The organism is Acidovorax sp. GW460-11-11-14-LB4, assembly GCF_059423685.1.
On sequence record NZ_JBWKYJ010000006.1, the window covers coordinates 101022 to 123962 of the forward strand.

At 60.3% G+C, this 22941-nt stretch carries 18 protein-coding genes and 1 pseudogene; 13 read left to right on the forward strand and 6 right to left on the reverse strand.

What is annotated here, in order from left to right:
- Nucleotides 1–38 precede the first annotated feature (38 nt).
- Nucleotides 39–419: a hypothetical protein gene (locus tag AC07X4_RS04825; RefSeq protein WP_494739422.1), complete on the reverse strand. Its 381-nt coding sequence runs from the start codon at nt 417–419 to the stop codon at nt 39–41.
- Between the two features lie 415 nt (nt 420–834).
- On the opposite strand from AC07X4_RS04825, the gene pilV reads away from it, so the two are divergent.
- From pilV to AC07X4_RS04870, 9 genes are all read left to right on the forward strand, one after another.
- Nucleotides 835–1485 (forward strand): type IV pilus modification protein PilV, encoded by a 651-nt coding sequence (pilV, locus tag AC07X4_RS04830; RefSeq protein WP_494739415.1) that lies wholly within the window; start codon nt 835–837, stop codon nt 1483–1485.
- Nucleotides 1486–1529: 44 nt separating this feature from the next.
- Entirely contained in the window at nt 1530–2534 is a 1005-nt protein-coding gene (locus AC07X4_RS04835; protein ID WP_255356918.1) for a PilW family protein, read from the forward strand.
- A gap of 1 nt (nt 2535) precedes the next feature.
- On the forward strand, nt 2536–3180 hold the full coding sequence (locus AC07X4_RS04840) for a pilus assembly PilX family protein (RefSeq protein WP_082522486.1): 645 nt from the start codon (nt 2536–2538) through the stop codon (nt 3178–3180).
- Between the two features lie 14 nt (nt 3181–3194).
- Nucleotides 3195–7625 carry a pilus assembly protein gene (locus AC07X4_RS04845; protein ID WP_494739416.1) on the forward strand — a complete coding sequence of 1477 codons (4431 nt, stop codon included), beginning with the start codon at nt 3195–3197 and terminating at the stop codon, nt 7623–7625.
- Nucleotides 7622–8137, forward strand: coding sequence for a type IV pilin protein (locus AC07X4_RS04850; protein WP_056064943.1), 516 nt, complete (start codon nt 7622–7624; stop codon nt 8135–8137). Before AC07X4_RS04845 ends, AC07X4_RS04850 begins: the two co-directional genes overlap by 4 nt.
- Nucleotides 8125–8703: a GspH/FimT family pseudopilin gene (locus tag AC07X4_RS04855; protein ID WP_156379533.1), complete on the forward strand. Its 579-nt coding sequence runs from the start codon at nt 8125–8127 to the stop codon at nt 8701–8703. The genes AC07X4_RS04850 and AC07X4_RS04855 overlap by 13 nt, the downstream gene beginning before the upstream one ends.
- Before the next feature lie 220 nt (nt 8704–8923).
- On the forward strand, nt 8924–11530 hold the full coding sequence (clpB, locus tag AC07X4_RS04860; RefSeq protein ID WP_056064941.1) for an ATP-dependent chaperone ClpB: 2607 nt from the start codon (nt 8924–8926) through the stop codon (nt 11528–11530).
- Between the two features lie 75 nt (nt 11531–11605).
- Nucleotides 11606–11959: a hypothetical protein gene (locus tag AC07X4_RS04865; protein WP_099730789.1), complete on the forward strand. Its 354-nt coding sequence runs from the start codon at nt 11606–11608 to the stop codon at nt 11957–11959.
- 147 nt (nt 11960–12106) lie between these two features.
- Entirely contained in the window at nt 12107–13546 is a 1440-nt protein-coding gene (locus AC07X4_RS04870; protein WP_099730788.1) for a coniferyl aldehyde dehydrogenase, read from the forward strand.
- Here AC07X4_RS04870 and AC07X4_RS04875 read toward each other — a convergent pair.
- Both AC07X4_RS04875 and AC07X4_RS04880 read right to left on the reverse strand, forming a co-directional pair.
- Nucleotides 13518–15416: an ATP-binding response regulator gene (locus tag AC07X4_RS04875; RefSeq protein WP_291438328.1), complete on the reverse strand. Its 1899-nt coding sequence runs from the start codon at nt 15414–15416 to the stop codon at nt 13518–13520. The genes AC07X4_RS04870 and AC07X4_RS04875 overlap by 29 nt on opposite strands.
- The gene (locus AC07X4_RS04880; RefSeq protein WP_099730786.1) at nt 15403–16038 is read right to left on the reverse strand and encodes a response regulator; all 636 of its coding nucleotides are present in this window, start codon (nt 16036–16038) and stop codon (nt 15403–15405) included. The genes AC07X4_RS04875 and AC07X4_RS04880 overlap by 14 nt, the downstream gene beginning before the upstream one ends.
- Before the next feature lie 163 nt (nt 16039–16201).
- Between AC07X4_RS04880 and AC07X4_RS04885 the strand changes: the two genes are divergently transcribed.
- The 3 genes from AC07X4_RS04885 to AC07X4_RS04895 all read left to right on the forward strand — a co-directional run bounded on the left by AC07X4_RS04885 (nt 16202) and on the right by AC07X4_RS04895 (nt 18837).
- A complete protein-coding gene (locus AC07X4_RS04885; RefSeq protein ID WP_494739417.1) occupies nt 16202–16807 on the forward strand; it encodes a hypothetical protein in 606 nt (201 codons plus the stop codon).
- A gap of 167 nt (nt 16808–16974) precedes the next feature.
- Nucleotides 16975–17496: a GNAT family N-acetyltransferase gene (locus AC07X4_RS04890; RefSeq protein WP_056065189.1), complete on the forward strand. Its 522-nt coding sequence runs from the start codon at nt 16975–16977 to the stop codon at nt 17494–17496.
- Nucleotides 17497–17670: 174 nt separating this feature from the next.
- Nucleotides 17671–18837 carry a methyltransferase gene (locus AC07X4_RS04895; RefSeq protein ID WP_494739418.1) on the forward strand — a complete coding sequence of 389 codons (1167 nt, stop codon included), beginning with the start codon at nt 17671–17673 and terminating at the stop codon, nt 18835–18837.
- A gap of 16 nt (nt 18838–18853) precedes the next feature.
- Here the strand turns inward: AC07X4_RS04895 and AC07X4_RS04900 are convergent, their stop codons facing one another.
- Nucleotides 18854–19387: a hypothetical protein gene (locus AC07X4_RS04900; RefSeq protein ID WP_099730783.1), complete on the reverse strand. Its 534-nt coding sequence runs from the start codon at nt 19385–19387 to the stop codon at nt 18854–18856.
- 270 nt (nt 19388–19657) lie between these two features.
- On the opposite strand from AC07X4_RS04900, the gene AC07X4_RS04905 reads away from it, so the two are divergent.
- Nucleotides 19658–20635, forward strand: a complete 978-nt coding sequence (locus AC07X4_RS04905; protein ID WP_494739419.1) for a tRNA dihydrouridine synthase — start codon at nt 19658–19660, stop codon at nt 20633–20635.
- A 20-nt stretch (nt 20636–20655) separates the two neighbouring features.
- Here the strand turns inward: AC07X4_RS04905 and AC07X4_RS04910 are convergent, their stop codons facing one another.
- Both AC07X4_RS04910 and AC07X4_RS04915 read right to left on the reverse strand, forming a co-directional pair.
- Complete coding sequence (locus AC07X4_RS04910; RefSeq protein WP_494739420.1) at nt 20656–22593, reverse strand: phospholipase D family protein; 1938 nt, start codon at nt 22591–22593, stop codon at nt 20656–20658.
- Between the two features lie 148 nt (nt 22594–22741).
- Nucleotides 22742–22941, reverse strand: a pseudogene (locus tag AC07X4_RS04915) (ammonium transporter); the annotation flags it as partial.

The following is a 22941-nucleotide window of genomic DNA, read 5'->3' on the forward strand; positions in this document are numbered from 1 at the left end:
CTTTTTGAGCGCGCTATATCCTTCAGCTCAGTGCAGTGCTATCGCAAAAGCTTGCGTTCCCGCCGTTTGCGCTGCTTGTCCAGAAACCACGCCATGAAGGGCAGCAGCAGCATCGAGCCGGGGATCACCCAAATAAAAAGATAAGGGCTGACCGAAGAGGCAGACCGCATCACATCCCGCAGGTGGGCACGTTCCTCGGCACTCCAGGTGCCCTGGCGGCGCTGCTGCACCAGCCAGACCACCGAGCCTCTCATGGTGGCCATCTCGCGGCGCAAGCGGCTCTTTTCCCGACTGTTGCCCGCGAGAAAAGAACAAAACCATTCCGGCGCCCGTTCCATGCGACGCTGGAATGCCAAGGTTGAATCCGGGTCGAATGCGTCGGAAGTTTGCTGGCGTTCGGGGCGCTGCGAAGAAGTCATGTTGAGCAGCATTGTCTCTGGAGATGCAGGTAACAACAAATGGACATTGAGCTGAAACATACTTCAACTGCGCAAATGGACCTTTGCTGACGGTTTGGTTGTAAACATGCTCGAGGGGTCCGCAGACGGCCTCAAGTCACGATCGCTTGCGTGAAGCAAAAACCTAATGCGCAGGCATCGCCACAAACATTAGTCAACCAGTGGTTAGCGCGGCTCTGAGCGCATGGAGTTCAGACAGGGGCACTGGGCTCCCGCCCGCGTACTTGTCTTTGATGGAACTTGTCAGCGCAGTGTGAGGACGCAACTGCATGCTCGAGGCTGTTGAACTTCTCTTTGGCGCTCGACGGTCAATCCGAGCGCACAAGCGGTTCGGCTGCGCCTACCCTAAATACCAGTCGCTTCGTAAGATATGTGCATGAAATCTCGATCTTCATGTGGCGCAATCCGCTACCAACCATCCGCTCAAAATGTGGATACTCGCCGAAACGAAGGCGGCTTCACTTTGGTGGAGATCTTGGTAGCCATCGTAATTTTGGCCTTCGGCATGTTGGGGACCGTGGGCATGCAAGCATTTGCACTTCAGGCTAATCGTGATGCCCGTCTTCAAGCTCAGGCAGTGGTTTATGCCCGCGAGTTAGCTGAAATGATGCGTGGCAACAAAGAAATTGCCGTAAAAACCACTGCGGCTGCTAATCCCTACTTGGTGACGTCAATGACTATTTCATCGCCTAGCTATTGCATGGCTGTCGGTAATGCATCTACCGGTTGCACATCCACGCTGGATGTTGCCACTGCAGAAATGACGGATTGGCTGGCTCGCGTAGCGGCTGATCTGCCCGACGCTCGCGTCACTGTGTGTTTTGACGGCACTCCATACGACTCCAGTGGCCTTCCTCAATGGACCTGCAACGCAACGGGGGCTGATGAAATCGTGTTCATCAAAATCGGTTGGACGCGGACTGTGACGGACAAAAGCCAAACCGGCAGCGCAGCACTCGAAAGGGCAAGCGACAGCGCGAGCCGACCCTACGTAGTGGTTCCTGTGACCAGTGGGAACGTGACATGATTAAGCGCTCAACTTTCCGTGATGGATTTGGGAGGCGCCACCGAGTGACTAGCCTCCAAAAAGGGGTCACTCTCATTGAACTGATGGTGGCTATGGCTCTAGGCTTGTTGATTGCTCTTGCGGCCGCTGCTTCTTTGTTGATTTCTCGCCAAGGGTTTACTGCAGTTGATGCAGCCTCGCAGTTGCGTGATAACGGGCGGTATTTGCAAAGCCTTACCCAGCGCCTCGGCGTGCAGGCTGGTTATAGAGATATCAGGTTTGCAACCGATACAACTGCCAAAACAAATCAATCGTACGGAGCGGGCACTCCCCCGCCAAACGTTTTTGGATTGAATAATGCCTCCCGTACATCTACTGCGACTTGGGATTCAGGTACTACACGCACATCCGGACAGGTTGGCTATGGAAGTGATATTCTGGTACTGAGGCATCAAACTAGCTCGTCAACTCCGGATGCTACAGCCTCAGACAGTACCATGATTGACTGCGCGGGTGTTGCATCTACGGCGATCCCTACAGGACTGGATGATAAACTGGTCAGTATTCTCCATGTGGGCGTCGGATTAGACGGCGAGCCTTCTCTTTTGTGCTCGCGATCGGATACTGGTGCAGCGCCTTATGACGTGCAGCCTATTATTTCTGGGGTCGAGAATTTTCAGGTTCTTTATGGCGTCGATGGTATTGCGCCAGGGAACACAACTGTACCTATTCCATCCACTTCAGCTGACTCGATTCCCGAGCGATATTTACGGGCAGATCAGCTTACGGTCGCTGGCAATGATGCTGCTACATATGCTAATTGGCAGCGTGTCAGAAGTATAAGAATTGGCGTCGTACTGCGTGGACCACCTGGCTCTGCTATCGATAGCAGCAGCCAAACTTTTTATCCCCTGGGAATTTCTAAAGGATCTGCGAGTGGCACCAAAGGATCCGGTTTTGCCAACAACACGACAGACCCAGGTACTGTTTACACGCCTACAACGGATAATCGTTTGAGGCAAGTCGTTACGTTTACGGTACATCTGCGCAATTTTCAGGGCGAGTACTGATATGAAAAAAGCATATTCGCAGAAAATAAATCAAATATCAATGAATCAGCACGGGCTCTCGCTGATCGTTGTGATGCTAATTCTTATCGTGGTTTCGGTGCTTGGTGTGGGGGGCATACAGATATCCATGATGGGCGAGCGTGGGACTCGAAATGAAAGAGATATGCAGATCGCTTGGCAGGGGGCTGAAGCAGGCTTGATAGATGCAGAGTTTGATATTGAAGGCCTCCCTGCAGCCTCTCCAAACAAGCGCAATACTATATTCAAGCGAGGTGATGTAGATCTCGCTAAGTTCATAGACAACTGTGGCGACTCGGGACAAAGTGTTGGTCTATGTGCGCTGAAAGAAGCTGGTAAACCTGCATGGTTGACTGTTGATTTCACGGATTCGAGCACTGGTGCGAAGTCGGTACAGTTGGGCACATACACAGGACGGGATTTTCCGTCGGGAGTCAAGGGTATACAGCCAGCAAAGCCACCTCGCTATGTCATAGAACCCATTCTTGACCGATACGGCGTGAAATCTTATAGAACCACCGATCCCACGGCAGGGTCTGGTCCCTCCTATATCTATAGAGTCACATCGATGGGGTTTGGTCCTAATGGAGAGACGCAAGGTGTGGTTCAGATGATTTATAGAAATTGAGTGGTGAAACGAATATGTCAAAATTGTCTGAAAATCTGGTGATTGTCGGCGCAAACATGCGTCGGAAATTTCAAGATGTATTGCCCGGCACGCGAGCCGCATATCTTGCGTGGGGGTTGGCGCCACTTGTTATCGCTGTTTCTTTTGTCGCAATTGGAAGCGGAACTCCCCCTGCGATTCCGGCTGTGGCGCTTGCCACAGAGCCTTTGTATGCGGCTGTCGTCGTCGATAAGCCAGCTTTGGCGCTTGCGTTGTCTGTCGAATTTCCAACTGTTGGAGCCCAATACACTCCTGGTGGCAGTACGGATAATACCTACAACTCTGCAAAGGAGTATCTGGGTTATTATGATGCTGAAAGTTGCTATTCTTATAATGATGCCCCTTTAGAGACGCCTACTGGTACACAAACTGTTGCCGACTACAAGCGCTTTGACCGTATCGGCGCGGCTGCGGCTCGTAAATGTTCGAATGCATTCAGTGGTAATTTTTTGAATTGGGCGTCGAGTTCAGCGATTGACATGCTTCGCCTCGCTCTGTCCGGCGGGGATCGGTATATCGATACGGCATCTCTGACAATTTTGCAGCGTGCCGTTATTCCTAATGGTGATCCCACTTGTATGTGGAACAGCACCAACTTTCCAGCGAAGCAATTGTCAAAAGATGGTGGTGGCGCTGGGACTTACTGGGGGGCCGTTCCCACTGCCATGATCACTGCCGCTAACGGCAGTGACATCTACGTTGCCAACACTCTGAATCGTATTTATTTTGGAACTTCCCAAACGGGAGGTTGTGGCAACACTTCAGCATATACATTGGGTGCAAGTACCAGTTCCACGGCCATTGGTCCGATTACAAACAGCACGTCCAATCGGCCCAGCAGCTCCACACTATGTGCTGCTGAAAATGCAACATGCAGTTTCACAGGCGTGAAAGAGGTCTGGTATGGTGCAAAATCTGGTGGAACCAATAAGTGGAAAGTAGCGCCCGCATACAATGGTGTTTCATGCACCAATGCGGTTTTTGGAGATCCTTGGTCGGGTCAATCCAAGAGTTGCTATATTGCTGACTACTCCGGGTCTTGGACACCGCCAACATCCACAGCAGCGCTAAATTCTGATGGATTTTTCTATGCTCGGGTACAAGTATGTAATGCTGTATCTGGCACTTTGCAGGATTCTCGTAACTATAATTTTTGCAAGCAATACCCAAGCGGTAACTACAAACCTACCGGTGTAATTCAAAAATACAGTGATCAAATGCGGCTCGCAGCATTTGGTTATTTGCTGGATCAAACAGCCAGTTATAACTCTGGTGGGCGCTATGGTGGAGTTCTTCGCGCACCCATGAAATATGTCGGGGCGAAGACTTATAGTATTACTGGGCAGGATAATACTCCGTCGGGTGGAAATCCAAAAGCTGAGTGGAATGCGAATACAGGGGTTTTTTACGATAATCCGGACTCTAATTCTTCGCCCGCCATCAGCGGGGTTATCAATTATTTGAATAAATTCGGTCGCACTGGGCCTACACCCGGGGTATACAAGAAATATGACCCCGTTGGTGAGTTGCACTACGAGACACTTCGTTATTTGCAAGGCCTGCAGCCGAGCGCCGACTCTATCAGCGGCACCATTACAGCAACGATGGCAGATGGCTTCCCCTACTTTACATCTTGGACTGACCCATACGGAGATGGTCGTAGCAATGCTAGCGACTACTCTTGCGTAAAGAGTAATATTGTGGTTGTGGGTGATATAAACACCCACGATGGCAATCGTCTTCCTACTGCCAGTGCTGCCAATAATATTCCTGACATAAATTATTGGCGGGGTATTGTTCAGAAGTTCGAAAAAAATACCACTGGTACCTATTTGGATGGGCAGGGGAATACGCAGTCTATCTCAAATCCAAATACGGCAAATAACAGTGTGCCTACTGGGACTGATCGTAGTCAAATTATGGGCTCGGCGTATTGGGCAAGGACGCATGACATCCGAGGTACAGGGTGGACAGCTGATTCAGCTAAACAGCGTCCTGGGCTACGTGTCAAAACTTTCGTGTTTGACGTGAATGAATATGGTGCTCAGAACGACGACAATACTCGCCGCACAGCCAATCAATTCTTTATGGCTGCTAAATATGGTGGATTTGAAACAGATCCTACCAATCCCGGTCAAAAACCATACAATGTCAAAGGTAATCCATTCAAAGATCAAAACAATGTAAATAATAATAATGTCTGGCAGAAAGCCAACGAGGCGGGTGAGGCTAATACTTATTATGTTTATAACACGTCGAAAACTTCTCCGGCTCGGGAGGTGCTCACCGCTTTCGATGAGATCTTCAGTAGAGCTTCTACAAGTGCCCGAAGCGTTGCGGGCGGGGGGTTGAGTACTGGAAGCAAGGTTACTAGTAACTCTGTTTCTTACTCTGCGAAATTCGATACCAGTAACTGGAGCGGCGATGTGGTTGCCGAGCCTGTTACGCAGGACGCCAGCAATAATCTTGTTGTCGGCACTCAGCTTTGGAGTGCCGCTCAGCGGTTGGATAATATGATTTCGCCGGCCACCAATCGCAAGATCTTCGTGGGCCGTGTGGGGGCTACATCCACCACCACTGCCACCGCATTTACTTGGACAGCTATTGACACGGCGCTGCAAGATCAGTTGAATAAGTCAAGCCCTGCTGCTGCTTCAGATGGTCTTGGGGCTGACAGGCTTGCCTATCTCCGTGGTGACAGAACCAAAGAAGGGGCTCCCTTCAGAGTCCGTAGCTCTTTGTTAGGGGATATCGTAAATTCCAATATTTCATATTCTGGTGCGCCGTCAAAGGCGTTCACCGGAACCGGGTACACCGCATTCCGGGCCGCCTACGATTCGCGTACGCCAGCCGTTTTTGCAGGGGCAAACGACGGGATGCTGCATGCATTTAACGCCACGACAGGCGATGAGTTGTTCTCTTACATTCCCAGTTGGCTTGGACGTAATTTATCAGCCTTAACTGATCCTTCTTTTGCTAATAATCACCAAAACTATGTTGATGCCCCATCGGTAGTTTCAGAAGCTCAAGTCGCGAATACAGGGGCAAGTACTGATTGGAAGACGGTTCTCGTATCTGGTACTGGAGGAGGGGGCTCCGGAGTTTTCGCATTGGACGTATCCAATCCTTCCAATTTTAGTGCATCCAGTGTAATGTGGGAGTTCACTCGCGCCGACGATGAAGATATGGGTCAGGTTGTAGGCGAGCCAAAGATACTAAAAATAAAGACCAGTGGCACTAGCTCAACAGTTACATATCGCTGGTTTGCTGTAGTTGGTAGCGGGGTGAATAACTATGTTCCTGATGCGGATGGTAGATTTAGCGCTACTGGTAAGCCTGCACTCTTTCTGCTTGCGCTAGATAAGCCTTCTGGCGCAGCGTGGTCATTGGGTAATAACTACTACAAGGTTTCCGTCCCCACGGATTCCAGTTTGATTTCAAGCAATGCCACTGGATTAGCCAACTTTAGCGCTCTATATGGTACCCAAGGCGAGATGACCGATATCTACATGGGTGACCTTCATGGCGCTCTTTGGAGACTCAAATTTGCAGGCAAGGCGCCTTCAGATTGGAATATGGATAAATTGTCGTTCTTTGATAAGGGGAGCGCCGGCAGCCCTGTTCCTTATCCGTTATACATCGCCCGTACCGGAGACGCGAGTCCTAAGGTGCAGCCTATTTTTGCAGCTCCAACTCCTTTTGCCGGTCCAATTGTCGGTGGGCTGGAGTCTTTTTATGTGGTTTTCGGAACTGGTAAATATTTGGAGTCAGGTGATAATATTTCCACAACAACCCAGTCTTTATATGCTGTCTATGACAATGGCACTACTACTGCCGATGATTCACCGGCAGGGGCGAGTGTTATTACCGGCCGAGGGCGCCTGCAAGCAGGTACAGTAAACACTACCACCAAGGCCATTGCGGTAAGCGCCTTCAAGTGGGGGCGCCCGGCGACCAATGCCGATACAACTAGCCGAGCTGGTTGGTATTTTGATTTGCCAGTGTCTGGAGAAAGAATCGATCAAGCTGCACTTGATCTAGGAACATTGTCGGCTGCTGTCAACTCTAAGATCCCCGGCTCTACTACTTCGGGGGCGGGTTCTTGCTCTAACACTCTGGGTAGTGGCAACCAATATTTCTTGAGTATTAACAGTGGGTCGGGGTCCTATGTTCCCTCTAGCCTCGGTTTACTTGGCCCCCCAGTGCTTCTATCGAGCGATTCAGAGACGGTGGTTACTCCTTCCGATAGCACCGGGCGGCGCGTTCGCACGACAACATTGCGTCGCTTTACTCAAGCGCAGAGCGGCATTGATACGAGCGCGCCTCCAGTTACGACAAAAGAAACTATTGGACGCTTAAATTGGCGGCAAATTTTTAATTATCAAGATATGAAGAATGCGCCATGAATAGAGTAAAAAAATATTCCGCAGGGTTCACGTTAATTGAACTCATGATTGTTGTAGCAATCATTGGCATACTAGCTGCTGTTGCTTATCCTGCTTACACTGACTCTGTCCTCAAGGGCCGTAGAGCACAGGGCAGGACTGCCGTGGCGCAGTTAATTCAGCAACAAGAGCGCTACGCCACTCAGCAGAATTGCTACCTCGGGTTCACCACGAATTCTTCGACGGGCGCCGCGACTGCCACCTCCCCCGGCTCAGCTTGTGGGGGAGTTACCGCAACGTCTGTGCCGTTTAAGACCTTTTCGGGTGATACGTTGGCAAATTCTCATTACATATTAAGTTCAGATACTTGTCCTGCCGGTTCTAGTACCCTTTCCATTGGCGATTGCGTTAGAGTGATAGCGACACCAGTGAAGGCCGATCCCCAGGTGGGGGCGTTGCAGATGACGACTACCGGTACGAAATCGTGCACGGGTACGGCTGCAGCAACGGACCCGAAACTATGTTGGCCATGATTATGAAAAATCGTAATGCTGGTTTTACCCTTATTGAACTTATTGTCACAATAGCTATCGCAGCAGTTTTGGCAGCGCTTGCTGTGCCTAGTTTTGTTCAATATCAGCGTAATTCAGAGCTTACCTCGCTAACCAATTCGTTATTGGCCGCGGTGAATGCCGCGAAAGGTGAGGCCATGAAGACAGGTAGGAATGCGTTTGTTGTTCCCAAGGGAACTGGCTGGAATAGTGGTTGGATCGTTTACGTGGATACGAATCGTGATAATGCTTACACTGAGGGGACTGACATAGCCGTTCAAACTCAAGACGCGCTCAAGAGTTATTTCAGCATCACCGGTAACAATATTGCCGCAGGTTCGACCCCTTATATTAAATTTGATAACTCGGGCTATTCCGTGGACAACAGCGCTGCCCCTGTGGCACTTAGTTTGACCATCGCTAGGACGGACGCACCTAGTACCAGTGCGCTGGAGGAAACCCGGCGTGTGGTAGTGGCCCGTACGGGCCGGGTGAGGGCGTGCAAACCGAGTGCCGATACAAGCTGCACCAGTTCAGCGACGCAATAAACAATCCGAGGAGCACCGCACGTATTTAGGCTATCGCGTTCCCTGAAATTTTGGGCGATACGTTCAATGTTGAGTGTTTTTAAATTGTTTGAGCGGTCCGCCTTGAGCTGCAGCTTCAACCGCAACTTGCAGCTGATGCAGGTCAATATCCAAACGAAAAACTGTCTTGAAATCAGGCACCCCCTGCCTCAAGTTCAGTGCAATTCGGAGGACATAGACCATGCGTCTCGACAAATTCACCACCAAATTCCAGGAAGCCCTGAGCGATGCACAGAGCATTGCACTAGGCAATGACCACGCTTACATCGAGCCGGTACATGTGCTGCAGGCCATGCTGCAACAGGACGATGGCCCGAAGGCGCTGCTGCAGCGTGCGGGCGCCAACGTACCCGGCCTGTTGGCGGGGGCCGAGGTGGCGGTTAAGCGCCTGCCCCAGGTGCAAGGCAACGACCAGGTACAAGGTGGCCCCGAGCTGGGGCGTGTGCTCCAGGCCACCGAGAAAGAGGCCATCAAGCGCGGTGACCAGTTCATCGCCAGCGAGCTGTTTTTGCTAGCCGTGATCGACAGCAAGGGCGAAGCCGCCAAGATCGCCAAGGACAACGGCCTCACGCGCAAGAGCCTGGAGGCCGCCATCGAGGCCGTGCGCGGCGGTCAGAAGATGGACAGCGCAGAGGCCGAAGGCCAGCGTGGTGCTCTGGCCAAGTACTGCCTGGATCTCACCGAGCGCGCTCGCCTTGGCAAGCTGGACCCCGTGATTGGCCGCGACGACGAAATCCGCCGTGCCATCCAGGTGCTGCAGCGCCGCACCAAAAACAACCCTGTGCTGATCGGCGAGCCCGGCGTGGGCAAGACCGCCATCGTAGAAGGCCTGGCCCAGCGCATTGTGGCGGGCGAAGTACCCGAGAGCCTCAAGGGCAAGCGCGTGCTCAGCCTCGACATGGCCGCGCTGCTTGCGGGTGCCAAGTTCCGGGGCGAGTTTGAAGAGCGCCTGAAAAGCGTGCTCAACGAACTGGCCAAGGACGAAGGCCAGACCATCGTCTTTATCGACGAGCTGCACACCATGGTAGGCGCGGGCAAGGGCGAGGGCGCGATGGACGCGGGCAACATGCTCAAGCCCGCGCTGGCGCGTGGTGAGCTGCACTGCGTGGGGGCCACCACACTCGACGAATACCGCAAGTACATCGAAAAGGATGCAGCACTGGAGCGGCGCTTCCAGAAGATCCTGGTCGGCGAGCCCACCGTGGAGGCGACCATTGCTATCCTCCGCGGCTTACAGGAGAAGTATGAGGTCCATCACGGCGTGGACATTACCGACCCAGCGATCGTCGCTGCGGCCGAGCTGAGCAATCGCTACATCACGGACCGCTTCCTGCCTGACAAGGCGATCGACTTGATCGATGAGGCCGCGTCCAAGATCAAGATCGAGATGGACTCCAAGCCTGAGGTGATGGATAAGCTCGACCGCCGCCTGATTCAGCTGCAGATCGAGCGCGAAGCGGTGCGCCGCGAGAAGGACGAGTCCTCACAAAAACGCTTTGCGCTCATCGAGGAAGAGATCACCAAGCTGCAAAAGGAAATCGCCGACTACGACGAGATCTGGCAGTCTGAAAAGGCCCAGGCGCAAGGTAGCGCTCATGTGCGCGAGGCCATCGACAAGCTCAAGTTTCAGATCGAGGAATTCACTCGCAAAGGCGACTTCAACAAGGTGGCCGAGTTGCAATACGGCAAGCTGCCTGAGTTGGAAAAGCAGCTGAAGGAAGCCCAAGCGCAAGAGGCTGGCAAGGACGGCGCGCCCGCCACGCGCCGCCTGCTGCGCACGCAGGTGGGCGCTGAGGAAATCGCTGAAGTGGTGAGCCGCGCTACGGGCATTCCCGTGGCCAAGATGATGCAGGGCGAAAAAGACAAGCTCCTGCAGATGGAGTCCAAGCTGCACGAGCGTGTGGTGGGCCAGCAAGAGGCGATTGCCGCAGTGGCCAATGCGATTCGTCGTTCGCGCTCGGGGCTGAGTGACCCCAATCGGCCCACTGGATCGTTCCTGTTCCTCGGCCCCACGGGCGTGGGCAAGACCGAGCTGTGCAAGGCGCTCGCGGGCTTCCTGTTTGATAGCGAAGACCACCTGATCCGCGTCGACATGAGCGAGTTCATGGAGAAACACTCGGTGGCCCGTCTGATCGGTGCGCCGCCCGGCTATGTGGGCTACGAGGAGGGTGGCTACCTGACCGAGGCCGTGCGCCGCAAGCCCTACAGCGTGCTGCTGCTCGACGAGGTGGAGAAGGCCCACCCCGACGTCTTCAACGTGTTGCTGCAGGTGCTGGACGACGGCCGCCTAACCGACGGCCAGGGCCGCACCGTGGACTTTAAGAACACGGTGATCGTGATGACGAGCAACATCGGCTCGCATCTGATCCAGGCCATGGTGGGGCAGGATTCGGAAGACATCAAGGAAGCCGTCTGGGGTGAACTCAAGAACCACTTCCGGCCTGAGTTCCTGAATCGCATTGATGAGACCGTGGTGTTCCATGCGCTGGATGCCCAGCACATTGCCTCGATCGCCAAGATCCAGCTGCAGCTGTTGCAATCCCGGTTGGCGAAGATGGATTTGGAGTTGCAGGTGTCCGACGCTGCCTTGGCAGAATTGGCCAAGGTGGGGTTCGACCCCGTGTTTGGCGCACGGCCGCTCAAGCGGGCGATTCAGCAGCGCATAGAGAATCCGCTGTCCAAGCTGTTGCTGGAAGGGCGATTCCCACCCAAGAGTGTGATTCCGGTCACCGTCAACCCTGTTCTGGAGCCTGGCGTGTTCCAGTTCGGAGTCGCCCCGCAAGAGTGATGTGGGCTCGGGAAGCGGTTGCGGTGTGATTCAGCACCGCAATCTGCATCCCAAGTTGTGAAGGAGAGGTGTCGTTTGAATGATTTTGTTGCGGGTGTCGTGAGCTTTCTGTTGCGTCTGGTCGTCATTGCCATGGGCTTGGTCCTGTTTGCCAGCCTTTTGGTCGCAGCCATGTTGCTTGCGCTGGTGTGGGTGCTGCGTGCAGGCTGGGCGCGCCTGACAGGACGACCGGTGACGCCGTGGGTGATGGGTGTGGACCCACGCACAGGCTTCAGCACGGTCTTTCGGTCTACGCAGCGGTGGTCTGCTGGCCGCCGAGGCAATAGTGCGCCTGAAGGCGCCAGTGAAGACGCCGCCGCATCGCGCCGTGGCGGCATCCTGCCGGGGGCGGCACAGGTCACTGACGTAGAAGCACGCGAAGTGCGTTGACGTGGCAGTGGCGGCCGCTGCACTTTGGCTGCCACCAACCCCATTGCATGAGAGCCCCGTGGTACGAGCGTAAGCCTACGGGCGTCAACCCTAGGGCGCCTGCCTTTTTGTGACGCGCCCATCGGGGGTGTCTCCTATCATCCGTCCATGACACCAGCCGATATCCGCGCACATTTCGATCTTCAGTTCCAGGCCAGCCGTGCGCACGTGGACGTGCCGCTGCTCGTGCGGCGAGAGCGTTTGCTGCGCTTGCGCAAGTTGCTCGATGAGAATGGGCCTGTGCTGGCGGCGGCCGTGCAGGCCGACTTTGGCATGCGGTCACCCCGCCTCACGGAGGTGGCAGACTTCTTGGTGCTGCGCACCTTGCTGTCGCACACGCTGCGCCACTTGGCAAAGTGGGTCAAGCCCCGAAAGGTGCATACGCCGATTCACCTTCAGCCGGCCCACGCCTTCATCCAGCGCCAGCCCATGGGGGTGGTGGGGGTGATTGCACCGTGGAATTACCCGGTGCAACTGGCCCTGGCACCTGCCATCACCGCGCTGGCTGCGGGCAACCGCGTGATGCTCAAGCCCAGCGAGTTGACGCCCCATACCTCGGCCCAATTGGCGCTACTGGTGGCGCAGTTCTTTGCCCCCGACGAATTCTGTGTGGTGCAGGGAGACGCCAACCTGTCCGCATTCTTTGCCTCGTTGCCTTTCGATCATCTGGTGTTCACAGGCTCCACGGCGGTGGGCCGCAAGGTGGCGCAGGCGGCAGCGCAGAACCTGACACCGACCACGCTGGAGCTGGGCGGCAAGTCGCCCTGCATCATCGACGGCCATTGCGACATGGCGGACGCGGCCGTCAAGATTGCGCACGGCAAACTGCTCAATGCGGGGCAAACCTGTATTGCCCCCGACTACGTGCTGCTGCCGCGCGGCCGTGAGGGCGAATTTGCGCAGGCTTACCGGGCCGCAGTGGCGCGCCTGTTCCCCACCATCGAGGGCAACGCCGACTACGCCTCCATCATCACGCCCCGCCACCATGCCCGTTTGCGCACGATGCTGCAGCAGGCGCAAACACAAGGGGCAGAGGTGCACACGATCGACCCTACCGACGGCAAACCTGTGGTGCCCACCGTGGGAACGCTGGGCGACGGTGCAAGCCGCCAGATGCTGCCCACGCTGGTGTTTGGTGCCACCTCGCAAATGCAGCTCATGCAGGAGGAAATTTTTGGTCCCATCCTGCCCGTGATCTTGTACGAGCGGCTGGACGATGCCATTGCCCACATCAACAGCGGGCCCCGCCCGTTGGCGCTTTATTGGTTTGGCCAGAGCGAGGCCGTGCGCGACGACGTGTTGCGCCGCACCGTCAGCGGCGGGGTGACGGTGAACGACACGCTGATGCACATTGCGCACGACAACCTGCCGTTTGGCGGTGTGGGCGACAGTGGCTGGGGCGCTTACCACGGCGAGCAGGGGTTCCTGCGCTTCTGCCACCAGAAGTCGGTGCTGGTGCAGTCGCGCTGGGCCATGGGCTCGCTGTTCTATCCGCCCTATGGGGCCAAGTTCGACCAGGTCATGGGGCTGCTGCGCCGCTGGTTGTAGTGCTTTGTGTGAGTTGCCCGGGTGCTGTCTGACCGTCTTCCGGTTCGTCGTCCACCCTGGCAGCAGGCAGCGGCGGTTGGGTGATGAGCTGCACCATCGCATCGCGCAGCTGGCCGGTGGACACCGGCTTGTGCAGTAGCAACGCGGAGGTGGACTGCGCGTCGCGCAGGCGCTGGGGCGAGGTGTCACCCGTCATGATGATCGCGGGCACGTTGGTTCCCAGGTAGGCTCGCAGCGCCTGCAGTACCTGTTTGCCGGTTTCTTCATGGCGCAGACGGAAGTCGGTGATGATGATGTCGGGCGTCACGTCCTCCAGGACTTCCAGGGCGTCTGCGCTGGATTCTGCCGTCATGCACTGGCAGCCCCAGCTTTGCAGCAATGACTGCATGCCCAGGCGCACGGCCTCGTCATCGTCGATGGCCAGCACCTTCAGGCCTACCAGGCTGCGGCCGTCCTGGGGTGTGGTGGCATCGTCCTCCAGCGCTCCCTGCCAGCGGTCAAGCCACAGCCTGAAGACAGACCCCTTGCCAGGCTGCGAGCGCAACTCCACGGAGGTCCGCATTTCACGCGCCAGGCGCTGCACGATGGCCAGGCCCAGGCCCAGGCCTTTGCGGCGGTCACGCTCCGGGTTGCCCAGCTGGTGGAACTCCTTGAAGATGTGTTCCCACTGGTGCTCGGGGATACCCGCCCCGGTGTCCCACACCTCCAGCGCCAGCCGTTTTCCACGCGTGCGGCAGGCAATCAGTACACCGCCCTGAGCGGTGTAGCGCAGGGCGTTGGAGATGAAGTTGTGCATCACCAGGCCGACCAGGGAGCGGTCGGCAAACGCGGCGGCAGAGGTCTCGCGGGTGCGGTACACCAGGCCGGCCGTGTCGGCCTGCACGCCAAACTCCTGCTCCAGCGCGGTGAGCAGGGGCTGCACCGCAAACGCGGCTGGCCGCACCTTGACCACGCCGGCCTCCAGCCGGGAGTAGTCGAGCAGGGTGGTGAGCATCTCGGCCGCAGCGCCAGATGCGGCATGTGCGTGTTTCAGCACGGTGCGCTGGTGGTCATTGAGCGGGCTGCGGTGCAGCGATTCCAGAAACAGACCCATGGCATGCAAGGGCTGGCGCAGGTCATGGCTGGCAGCCGCCAGAAAGCGGGATTTGTCCCGGTCGGCCTGCTCGGCGGCCTCCTGTGCCGCCAGGGCCCGCTGCGATTCGGCCCGCAGCTGGCTGACCAAGCGTTCGTTTTCCAGCTTGAGCGCAATGCTGCGCCTTGTGGCACGGTCGGCCGTGCGTGCCTGCAGGCAGGTCAGCGCGTAATACACCCCGGTCAGGAACAGCGCAGGCCACATCACGGGCCCACCCGCCAGCGCCACTGACAGCATCACGCCGCCGATGGCGCTGGTGAGGTAGGTGACGTAGGCCCGGTACAGCGGCGCGCCAAGCCCGAGCGCTCCCGATGAGACGGTGCTGATGATGCCGATGGCGTAGATGACGCTGTCGGAGTTGCCCCAGTACAGCACCACATAGCCCAGGCTGCCCCAGCTCAGGCCCATGGCCGCCATGCAGGCGATGAGCTTGCGCGCGGCCTGCGGCGCCGGGTCCACAAACGGTGCAATGCTGCGCAGCGCGAGGTACACCCCGGCCACCACCAGCGTGTGCGAGACCAGCCATACGGTGATGGCCTGCGTGTCTGCCACGCGGGCCATGACCCAGAGCGTGCCCAGGGCCGTGGCCAGCGATGCCAGCAGCGTCATCGGAAAGTTCTGTCGCAGCAGGGCTACCTGTTCGCGCAGGACCTCGTCGCGCTCCCACACCGGCCAGCCCCAGCGTGTGGGTGGTATCACCGGTTCGAGGGGCAGCGGACTGGTTTCAGAGGGGGTCATGAAGCTGCGGGGTGGACAGGCCCAGGCGCTGGGCCGCCAGCAGCGCAGCGCTGCGGCTGTTGACGCCCAGCTGCGCAAAGATGGCCGCCACATGCACACGCACCGTGTTCTCGCTCAGCCCCAGGTCGCGGGCGATCACCTTGTTGGGCCTGCCCGTGCACAGCAGCGACAGCACATCCAGCTGCCGCGCCGTGAGGGATGGCGTGTCGGGCCCCCGCACCGTGGCGCTGTTGCCGCTGTTGATCGGAAAACACGGCTGGCCTGACAGCGCGCAGCTGATGGCCTCCAGGATGTCCTCGGCGCTGGCGGACTTGGGCAAAAAACCATCGGCCCCGCGCGCGCGCGCTTCGTGGATGGCATCGGGTGCCACGCTGGCCGACACCAGAACGATGCGCGCCCGGGGGCACGCCTGTCGCAGCAGTCGCAGGCCGTCCAGCCCGCTCATGCCGGGCAACTGGATGTCCAGCAGGACCAGGTCGATCTCCGCCTGCTGCAGTGCGCAGGCATCGGCGATCGATCCGGCCTCGGCAATGCTGCCCACGCTGGGGTGGTCCTGCACGATCAGGCGTAGCCCCGTGCGGAACAGGGTGTGGTCATCCACAAGCAAAAGACGGGCAGTCATACAGGCAAGTATTGCGCACAACCGGGTGTTGCGGGCTAGTCCATTTGTGCGATGGACGCACGGATGTGCACTTTCTAGACTTTCCGTCAAGCATTGAAAAGCACTTTGGGTGCGCACCAATGCGCAAACCTTCGTAACCACACTCCGTTTTCAAAGGGTTCCCATGACGATCAATGCACACACCCATGGCGCCAGCACCTCCGAAGCAGGCCTGCACCACAGCGAACGACGACCCGCGGCCAGCCCCGGAGCAGCCCATGCGGGCACGGGCCTGGGGGGCAACAGCGTGGCGCTCATCATGCAGGAACATTGCCCCGATATGCTGGCGGCAGCCGGCGTGGTGATCGAGCACCTGGACGCCCAGGCTGGCACCTGGCAGTTCTCGGCCGACGCTGGGCAGACCTGGCGCGGCATCCGCACCGACCTGATCAACCGGCCGGGCAACCTGGGCCTGGCACTGGACCGCGACGCGCGCCTGCGGGTGCTGCCCTTTGGCGGCCACCGGGTGACGGGGGCGCGGGTGGCGTTCCATACGGTGCAGCGCAGCCATGGCCAGGGCAACGGCAGCTACCGTGCGTATGCCAGCGAAGACCGCGATGGCGGTTCGCGCACCGTCACCCTGGTGCTCAGCCTCGCGGCCATCAACGGCGCCCCACCGGCAGTGCATGTGCCCCGCCCCCGCAACAAGCGCGCGATGGTGCAGCGCGCAGCGGCAGCGGCCACTGCGGCTGCGGGCAGCGCCTTGTCGGGCGCCATGGTCATGGCCTGAGGGTCGGCTGCGGGCCCCTGCGCATGCGGGGCGTGTGGGGCGAAAAGCGAGGCAGGGAGGCGTGACCGACAGGGCTGCGCTACCCGCCTGTCAGGGTGGAAAAACCGTTTGCGGCGACAATGCCGGTCCTTTTGTTTTTTCATTCCCCGTTTTCGTTCGGTTTTTTCATGTCAAGTATCCAGGTTCGTCCCGCTACGCTTCGCGATGCCAAAGCAATCGCCCAGATCCACACTGTCTCTGCCCAAGAGGCTTACAAAGGACTGGTGCCAGACGAGCAGTTGAAATCCATGTCGGTCGAAAAGCGCCAGGCCTACTGGCGCGAGGCCATTGAATATTGCGAGCCCCAGGTCCAGGTGGCGGTCGATGGCGAGAAGATCGTCGGCTTTGTCGGCTACGACCGCTCGCGCGATGAAAAGTCCCGTCCCACCACTGGTGAAATCTGGGCCATCTACGCGGCCCCCACCCATTGGAACCAGGGCGTAGGTCTGGCCCTGTGGGACGCCGCCCGTGACGGCCTGCAAGAAGAAGGCTGCACCAACGTCACCGCCTGGGTGCCGCTGCGCAATGAGCGCGCGCTGCGCTTTCATGAGCTGGCCGGCTTCAAGCGCGAGCTGTCCACCGCCAAGACCGCCGTGATCGGCGGCGTGAAGATCGAAGAAGTGCGCCTGAAGCGCCCGATCAACGCATAAAGTGCGACGACACCCCCCTGCGTCGCTGCGCTCGTTCCCTCCGCTCTGGCTTCGCTGCGCTGCGCGGGCAGGGGGACGATGCCTTCGCTGCGGGGCGTCCCTTGCTCGGCATGCCCGGCCTGCCGCGCGCCTGTTTCCCATACTACGGACTGTGCGCGGCACTGTCAGACTCTGATGCCAACAAATCCTTCCACCATCCACTGGACCCACCAGGGCCAGCCCCAGCAAGCCCTATGGCGCTCCGAGAGTGGCGCCTCAGCGCCGCGCCGGGTAGAGGGGGCTGACGACACGTTGGCCGCCGACACGGCTTACCGCATGGCCTGTGAGGGGACGGGGTTGCTGTGGCAGGGTGATTTCCAGAACGCGCGGCACCTGCTGCAAGCTCTGATGCGCCGGGCCGACAAGAAGCCCCGCAAGGCGGCTGCAAAAGCGTCCCAGAAACTGGCGGCGGCCACGGCGGCCGAAGCGTTTCACCTGCACCGCCAGGCACAAGCGCAGCGCGCGCGGGTGCTGGCATCGGTGCTGATTCCGCTGGAGGGGGACTACAGCATTGCGCTGCGTCGCGCGCCCGACTGGCGCCAGGCCTGCACAGAGGCCTGGGGGCCTGCGACCGGCGAGCGCTCTGTGGCCACGCTGCGCGAGCTGCTGGGGCTGGTGGGCGCGCATGAGTGGCGCAAGAAAGGGGTCGAAATCCCTGCGCTGGGTGCCCCGCCGCTCAACCGCATTCACCCGCACTATGGTGTGTTCTCGCCGGTGCGTGGCGAATACGTGGGGCTGGTGGCAGCAGCACCTTTGCCCAGCAAGGCCCTGGCGTTTGATATTGGCGTGGGCACGGGGGTGTTGTCGGCCGTGCTGGCACGCCGTGGCGTGCAGCGCGTGGTGGCCACCGACCAGGACCCCCGGGCACTGGCCTGTGCGCGCGAGAACCTGCAGCGCCTGCAGCTGCTCGACCGTGTCGAGTTGCAGCAAGCGGACCTGTTTCCACCGGGCCGGGCGCCGCTGGTGTTGTGCAACCCCCCCTGGGTGCCTGCGCGCGCCAACTCGCCCATCGAACACGCCGTGTACGACGAAGGCAGCCGCATGCTCAAGGGCTTTCTGGCGGGTTTGTCGGCACACCTGGAGCCCGGCGGCGAGGGCTGGCTGATCCTGTCGGACCTGGCCGAGCACCTGGGCCTGCGCCCGCGCGAACATCTGCTGGCCTGGATTGCCGAGGCGGGCCTGGTGGTGCGTGGCCGCCACGACGTCAAGCCGGTGCATGCCAAGGCTGCCGACGCGCAGGATGCGCTGCACGCTGCGCGTGCGGCCGAGGTCACGTCTCTGTGGCGGCTTGCTGCGGCCTGAACCCGCACAGACCGGCTCAATCCAGCAGCGCAGGCTGCGTAGTGGCAAAGTTTGCAGCCACCGGGCTGGCTGGCAGTAGCTGGTCCAGCCGCTCACGCAGGCTGGCGGCACGCTCGGCGCCTGCAGCGAGTGCCACTTCTTCAAACATGGCTTCGCCCACGTCCAGCATGCTGGTGCGGTCCTTGGCGGCGCGCAGCGCCTCGCGGAAATGCTGTGCCAGCACGGGGTCGCGGCGCGCAAACAGGCGCTCGCAGGTGTCAAACAGGTACATGCGCGCACCGGCCAGCGACCGCAGGGACTCACCCGGTGCCGGGCGCTCGATGGAGGGGGCGGTGGGCTCCGGCGTGGGCGGCAGGTCTGCCGGACCGGTCAGGTAGCCCTGGCGCATCAGGTTCTCGACAATCTGCGCGCCAATGCCGTTGTACATGGCTTGCAGGTCTGACAGCGGTTTGCCGTCGGCCAGCAGGAGCAGGGAGCGTTCGCGCAGGCTCAGGGTGCGCACACCAGGCGAGAGTTCCAGGCGGGCTTTGTCGGTTTTTTGCAGCAGCATGGGGTGTCTCCGTGGCGGTCGGTCTCTGGAGCGACGATTCCACCAGCCGGGCGTGACGCCGTGATGACCCCTTGGGATGCCCTGCATCACAATCGTGGGCTGGCTGGCGCTGCCTCAAGCTCCGCATGCCTGCGCAATTGCTCCTTATTTGATAGCTGCTTGGGCATATTGCACTAGCGCTTGGTGCTGTTTTTGTTTGATTTTTTCTGCTGAGTGCCTGTGGAGGCTCTTTTTTCGGAGAGGGCTCATCGAGCCAGCAGTCCCCCTGAGATGACCTTGCTGCTCGCCCCGATGGAGGGGCTTCTGGATTTTGTGCTGCGCGATGTGCTGACCCGCGTGGGCGGCGTGGACCGCTGCGTGTCGGAGTTCATCCGCATCACCGGCACCCTGCTGCCCGACAAGGTGTTCCTGCGCTACGTGCCCGAGCTGCGCAACGGCAGCCGTACCTTGGCCGGGGTGCCCGTGCGGGCCCAGTTGCTGGGCTCCGACCCGGTCAGCATGGCCGAGAACGCGGCGCGCCTGGCGGCGCTGGGCCCCGAGGGGATCGACCTGAACTTCGGCTGCCCCGCCAAGGTGGTCAACCGCCACGGCGGTGGCGCGGCGCTGCTGCAGGAGCCTGAGCGCATTGCGGCGGTGGTGGCTGCGGTGCGCCGCGCCGTGCCGGCGCACCTGCCGGTGTCGGCCAAGATGCGCCTGGGGTTCAACGACATCCACCTGATGCGTGAATGTGCCCAGGCGATGCAGGCAGGGGGCGCTGCCGAGCTGGTGGTGCACGCGCGCACCAAGGCCGACGGCTACCGCCCACCGGCCTACTGGGAGCACATCCCCACCATCCGCGCGGCGGTCTCCATCCCGGTGGTGGCCAATGGCGAGATCTGGACGGTGGACGACGCGCAGCGCTGCCGTGAGGTGTCGGGCTGCGACGCGCTGATGCTGGGCCGAGGCATCGTGGCGGATCCCGGTCTTGCACGCGCCATTCGCGCCGCCGATGCTGGGCGGCCGGACACGGACACCGTGGTGTGGGCCGATCTCGTGCCACACCTGGCCGCCTTCTGGCAGCTGGTGTGCGACGACCTGGAGCCTCGCCAGCGCGCGGGGCGCCTCAAGCAATGGCTTAACCTGCTGCGCCGCCGGTTTGCCGAGGCCGAGGTGGCATACCAGCATGTGCGCACCATGACGGACCAGCGGGCGATCACCGTGTGGGTGGCAGACTTGCAGGCGCAAGCCCAGAGCGCCCGCGGCGCTTAGGACAGGGTCTCAGGCCGCTGCTACAGCAGGTGGTCGGGCGCCAGGGGGCCCAGCAGCTGCAGCATCAGCCGCAGCGGGGCACTGGCGTCGGGCTCGGTCGTGGCGTCTGGCAGCCCGCTGCCCTCGGGGGCGCGCCAGCGCAGGCCCTGGTCGGTGGCCTGCACCTGCCACGCGGATTCTTTCAGCGCCGTGTCGATCTGAGTGAGGGCGCGGCGAGACAGCTCCGTGCTGCGGATCAGCAGCGCCACCTCGGTGTTCTGCCGCTGCGAGCGCATGTCCAGGTTCATCGACCCCACTGCCAGCAGTCGGCCGTCCACGATCATCAGCTTGGAGTGCAGCATGGCGCGCGAGCTGCCTTGCGAACCCACGGCACCCGCGCCGCCGCCCATGCTGCCCGATACGCCCAGCGCTCCCCGCAGCACCCCTGGCAGTTCGCTGTGCATCTCGTACAGCTCCACCCCCATGGCAAGCAGCTGCGGCCGGTGGCGGGCATAGCCGGCATGCGCAATGGGCGCGTCGTTGGAGGCCAGCGAATTGGTCAGCACCCGCACCCGCACGCCGCGCGCCCTCGCCGCCGCAAAGGCGGCCTCCATGTCCGGCCCCGGCACAAAGTAGGGCGAGATGATGAGCAGGTCACGCCGCGCTTGGCCCATGAGCTGCAACAGCCCGTCCACCACGGTGTCGGTTTGGGCCTCGGTGGCTTCGGGGCTTGCGCGGGGGCTGTCGGGTGGCGCGCCGTTGGAAGATGCGGTGGCGCTATCGGCCGTCGGCAGCACGCGGGGTGGGGGGGCTGCCGCGCTGTCGGCCGCCGGTATCGTGCGGGAGCCCGAGACCAAGGCGGCAGCAGCGGCCTTGGGGCTGTGGGTCGCCCCTGCGGCGGCGCTGGCGCCTGGGCCCGGCTGCGGTGCCGCCAAGGCCAGAGCAGCCCCATTGCCCATCCCTGCGCTGTCGGCCGGGATCTTGGCAGGCTGGTCCACCAGCACGGCCGCCGCAGCCCAGACGAAGGGCGTGCGCTCCAGGTCCATGGGCTCGTAGTTCCAGATGCGTGCCCGCTGCGCAGCGGTGGTGCCTGGCCCCATGTCGGGCGGCAGGCGGTCTGGGGCGGTGGTGCCACCCTGGCCTGCGACACGGCGTCTTCGCCCTTCGTCAGCCACACGGATGCTGTCGCGCAGGTGGTCAAGCTCGCCCTGTGTGATGAGCGACTGCACCGGGTAGGCGCGTTCGTTGTTCCAGTAGCTGTCAAAGCTGCGCGACAGGTCCCGCACGATGGGGCCTGCAGCCAGCACGTCCAGGTCCACAAAGTTGCCCGAGTCGGCATTGCCGAAATAGGCGTCACCCAGGTTGCGGCCCCCGGTCACAGCCATGGCGTTGTCGGCAACGAACAGCTTGTTGTGCATGCGCTGCTGCACGCGCGAGAAGTCGCCCAGCAGGCCCAGCATGCGACCAATGGGAGACCCCCTTGCGCCCGTGAGGGGGTTGAACATGCGCATCTCGATGTTGGGCACAAACGCCAGCCGCATCACCTGCGCATCACGCCCGGTGCTGTGGAAGTCGTCCAGCAGCACGCGCACCCGCACGCCACGCTGGGCTGCTGCCATCACGCTGAGCAGCAGGCGTTCGCTGCTGGCGTCTGCGTGGATCGCGTAGTACTGCAGGTCCAGGGTTTTCTGTGCGGCGTCCACCAGTGCCAGGCGGCTGCTGTAGGCGGCTTGCGGGCCGCTGAGCAGCGCAAACCCCGAAGCGTGCCGCGCCCCTTCGGCGGCCCTGCGTGCTGCTACGAGCTGGCCCAGGGGGGTATCGCCAGGGGCCGCCCAGGCTGCCGACACCGGGCGGTCCACATCCTTGGGCAGACCCGCGCAACCGGCGAGGGCCATGGCAACCACCACCAGCGCCATGCCCAGCCAGCCGGGGCGGGCTCTCAGGGGCAGGGTCAAGGACAAGGAGGGCAAAGACAACATGGCGCGATTGTGACCGTGGAGCCGCTGGGGCGCAGGGCTCAGGTATAGCCGTGCGCCGGCCCAGGCGATGTCAGACGGGGCGCCAAGGCGACGACTGGGCCCTGTAGCAGGCGCGAAGCCTGGCCCGGGCCGCCGCAGGTTGGGCTGGTTACCAGCTCACTTCGCGGTCGGGCGTGGCGCTGATCTTGTGGATGCTCAGGTCGGCACCGTCAAACTCTTCTTCCTGTGTCAGGCGGATACCCACCGTCTGCTTGAGGATGCCGTACACCACCACGCCGCCAACCAGGGCCCAGAGCACGCCCAGGCCGGTACCGATGAGCTGGGCCGACAGGCTGACCCCGCCCAGCC